Here is a 3,941-nt window from a genome sequence, read left to right as displayed (position 1 = left end):
GCAGGTCCAGCCCGCCGCCATGGATGTCGAACTGCTCACCCAGCAAAGTGCAACTCATGGCCGAGCACTCGATGTGCCAACCAGGGCGCCCCACGCCATACGGCGAGTCGTACTTGGCATCAGCCGGCTCTTCCACCTTGGCGGACTTCCACAGCACAAAGTCCAGCGGATCTTGCTTGCCATCGTCCACCGCCACGCGCTCGCCGGCGCGCAACTGATCCAGCGACTTGCCCGACAACTTGCCATAGCCATCGAACTTGCGCACGGCATAGTTCACATCGCCATTGGACGCGCGATAAGCCAGCCCCTTGGATTCCAGCTTGCCGATCAGGCCCAGCATCTGGCTCACGTATTCAGTCGCCCGAGGCTCATGCGTTGGCGGCTCGATACCCAGAGCACCGATATCCTCATGCATGGCGGCCGCCATCTCGTCCGTCAACTGGCGAATGGTGATGCCGCGCTCCACCGCGCGACGGATGATCTTGTCATCAATGTCGGTGATGTTGCGTACGTAGTTCACATCGAAACCGCTGACTTTCAGCCAACGCTGAACCACATCAAACGACATCATCATGCGAGCGTGGCCCACATGGCAGTAGTCATAGATGGTCATGCCGCACACATACATGCGGACCTGGCCCGGTGTCATGGGAACAAAAGGCTCTACCTGACGCGACAGGCTATTGAAAAGGCGCAAACTCATGGGGGACGAAGGGGGGATCTGCCGCGAATGTAGTCGAACATGGTTGGCTGGCACCAACACCTGATACAAGACGTTAAGCGACGACGCCGCTCAGATACAATTCGTTGAGTATAGCGGCCCGCTCACCGGTGAGGGTGACTGACAAGTTGCCTGATGGACGCAGGCTGCTATTCTCTGGAGGTTTGCGTCGAGCTGTTGCGCCCCCGTGAATGCGCAATGGTTTCACGGCACTCAGCGCCCACCCAGCGCTCATTACAAACAAACTGGATCCTCACTCCATGCAAGCTGTTGCGCCTCAAGTTGGACTTCGTCTCACGGCTCTCGCCGCCAAGTGCCTGGCCATTGCGGCCTTGTCCGTCACGGCCCTGAGCGTTCGCGCTGATGACATCTCCGATGTTCAGAAGCTGCTAGCCTCAGGCAAGAATGCAGAAGCACTCCAGAAGGCGGACCAGTTCCTTTCCAGCAAACCGCGCGATCCGATGATGCGCTTCCTGCGCGGCATCAGCCTGTCGCAAGCAGGCCGCGCACCAGAAGCCATCACCACCTTCACCAAACTCACGGAAGATTTCCCTGAGTTGCCCGAGCCCTTCAACAACCTGGCCGTGCTGTACGCACAACAAGGCCAGTACGACAAGGCTCGCACCGCATTGGAAATGGCCATTCGCACCAACCCCAGTTACGCCACCGCGTATGAAAACCTGGGTGACGTGTACGCCAAGCTTGCCAGCCAGGCCTACTCCAAGGCCCTTCAAATTGACACACGCTCGCAAGTGGCACCCAAGCTGGCCATGATTCGCGACCTGTTCCCCAAAGAACGCAACTCGATCGCCACGGCATCGGTGACGCCAACCCCAGCGCCGACGCCTGCGCCCGTGGCGCCGCCACCTGCACCGGTGATTACACCAAAGCCAGCGCCTGCACCAGCCCCGGTGGCCGCACCAGTTCAGGCAACCAAGCCAGCGCCCGCACCGGCACCCGCGCCTGCTGCTGAACCCAGCAAGAGTGACGCAGCGCAAGAACGCGAAGTGGAATCCGCCGTCAAGGCCTGGGCGTCGGCCTGGAGCAAGCAGGACATGGACGGCTACTTTGCCTCCTACGCCAAAGACTTCAACGGTGGCAAGACCCGCAAGGCCTGGGAGCAAGAACGCCGAGACCGCATCACGAGCAAGCACAATATTTCTGTGAAAATCTCGGGCGTGAAAGTGGACATCAATGGCAACAAGGCCACCGTTCGCTTCCATCAGGATTACAAGGCGGACAGCCTCAGCGTCAGCAGCGGCAAGCGCCTGGACATGGTTCGCTCTGGCAACAACTGGGTGATCGCGAAGGAAAGCGCTGGGTCGTGATGAGTTTTGGTGAGTTTGGCTGCCTGGCCAGCACGAATGGCGGGCAGCAAAGTGCGCACAAATTGCGCCAGCGCGCAGGCATCATGCTGATGGCCGCTGCATGCCTGTTTGCGCCCCAAGCGCATGCACGGCTCATTCGCACCAAAGCACCAGCCAACACCGCAGCGCCCGTGACAGCTGTTGCACCACTGCCTGAACTGAAAGCGCAATCGGCACCCGCCGAAGCACGCTTGCTGGATGTCTACAAATTAATTGGTAGCGGACAGAGCAGGCAGGCACTGAGCAAGGCCGAAGCACTGGTCAAGGACGTACCCAACTTCCAACTGGCCCAACTCGTCTATGCAGACCTGCTGAGCGCCCAGGCACACCCCTTGCCCAGCATGGGACACGCACCGGACGACCTCGCAGCCAAAGCGCCACAGAGACTGGATCAATTGCGCATGGAGGCCGATCGCCGCCTGCAAGCCCTGCGCGATCGTCCTCCGCCAGGCGCACTGCCCACGCAATTCATCGAAGTCCCCCCCACGACGAAGCACGCTATTGCAGTAGATGCCAGCCGTTCGCGCCTGTACCTCTTCGAAAATGGTCCCAATGGCCTGCAGCTCGTAGCAGATCATTACGCCTCAATTGGCCGCCTAGGCGCCGACAAAAGCTTTGAAGGCGACCAGCGCACCCCGCTTGGGGTCTACTACATCACCAGTCGCCTGGACGCCAAAAAGCTGACCGACTTCTATGGCATCGGCGCCCTCCCCCTGAACTACCCCAACGAGTACGACCGCCGCCTGGGCAAGACCGGTGGCGGCATCTGGTTGCATGGCGTACCCAGTGACAGCTATGCCCGCAGCCCCAACAGCACCGATGGCTGCGTGGTCTTGGCTAATCCCGAGTTGCAGACCATTCTGGACCGGGTACAACCTCGCTCTACACCGGTCGTGATTGCCAAATCGCTCCAGTGGGTCACACCGACAAAAGCTGAATTGCAACGACGCAGCCTGCACAACCTGATCGAAGGTTGGCGTGTAGCCAGAGCCAGCGGCGACCTCAATCGCCTGATGTCCTTTTACTCGCCACAGTTCGCCAACGGTTCACGCGATGTCAACCAGTGGCGGCAAACTCTTGAAAAAGAGGTCACACAACAACGTGGCCGAGCCCTTCAACTCAAGGATGTGGCCATCCTGGGTTGGAAAGACAAGAGCGACATCCTGGTCGTGACCTTCGGTGAAGTCTCCGATGGTCAACGTACCGGCGCAGTCAAACGTCAATATTGGGGCAAAGAGGGTGGCCTCTGGAAAATCTTCTTCGAAGGAGTGATTGGATGACCTTGCATCACACGCGCACCACATGGGGCAGCAGCTTGAAGTGGCTGGCCGCCGGCTTGACCTTGGCCAGCGCACAACTGGCACTGGCACAGAACGTCAAAATCGCCACCAGTCTGGGCGATGTCGTTGTTCAACTTGACCCCGCCAAGGCCCCCAAGACTGTTGATAATTTCGTGCAATACATCAAGGCCGGACATTACAACGGCACAGTGTTCCATCGCGTCATCGATGGTTTCATGATTCAGGGCGGCGGCATGACACCGGACCTGAAAGAGAAACCCACTCGCGCCCCCATCCCCCTGGAAAGCCGCAATGGCCTGAGCAACGCTCGTGGCACCGTGGCCATGGCCCGCACCAACGTGCCTGACTCGGCCACCGCGCAGTTCTTCATCAACGTGAAGGACAATACATTCCTCGATGCCGCTCGCTCGCCCGATGGCAATGGCTACGCTGTATTTGGCAAGGTCATCTCGGGAATGGACGTCGTCGACAAAATCCGCAAGGTTGAAACCGGGCAAAAAGGCCCTTATGGCGATGTACCCGTGCAACCCGTGATCATCAAATCCGTGACCA

General features: G+C 59.3%; 4 protein-coding genes. 3 read left to right on the top strand and 1 reads right to left on the bottom strand.

Features of this window, described 5'->3' with window-relative positions:
* On the bottom strand, positions 1-703 hold a 703-nt coding region (locus EPO09_RS03475; RefSeq protein WP_290640180.1), incomplete at its 3' end, for a class I tRNA ligase family protein.
* Between the two features lie 278 nt (positions 704-981).
* On the opposite strand from EPO09_RS03475, the gene EPO09_RS03470 reads away from it, so the two are divergent.
* From EPO09_RS03470 to EPO09_RS03460, 3 genes are all read left to right on the top strand, one after another.
* Entirely contained in the window at positions 982-2,049 is a 1,068-nt protein-coding gene (locus tag EPO09_RS03470) for a tetratricopeptide repeat protein (RefSeq protein ID WP_290640178.1), read from the top strand.
* Positions 2,049-3,368 (top strand): L,D-transpeptidase family protein, encoded by a 1,320-nt coding sequence (locus tag EPO09_RS03465; RefSeq protein WP_290640176.1) that lies wholly within the window; start codon positions 2,049-2,051, stop codon positions 3,366-3,368. Before EPO09_RS03470 ends, EPO09_RS03465 begins: the two co-directional genes overlap by 1 nt.
* On the top strand, positions 3,365-3,941 hold a 577-nt coding region (locus EPO09_RS03460), incomplete at its 3' end, for a peptidylprolyl isomerase (protein ID WP_290640174.1). The genes EPO09_RS03465 and EPO09_RS03460, both read left to right, overlap by 4 nt.

The sequence above is a fragment of the Aquabacterium sp. genome, from assembly GCF_004297345.1.
Taxonomy (GTDB): Bacteria; Pseudomonadota; Gammaproteobacteria; order Burkholderiales; family Burkholderiaceae_C; genus Aquabacterium.
The sequence above is the reverse complement of the archived record's forward strand: the minus strand, read 5'-3'. Positions and strand labels throughout refer to the sequence as shown.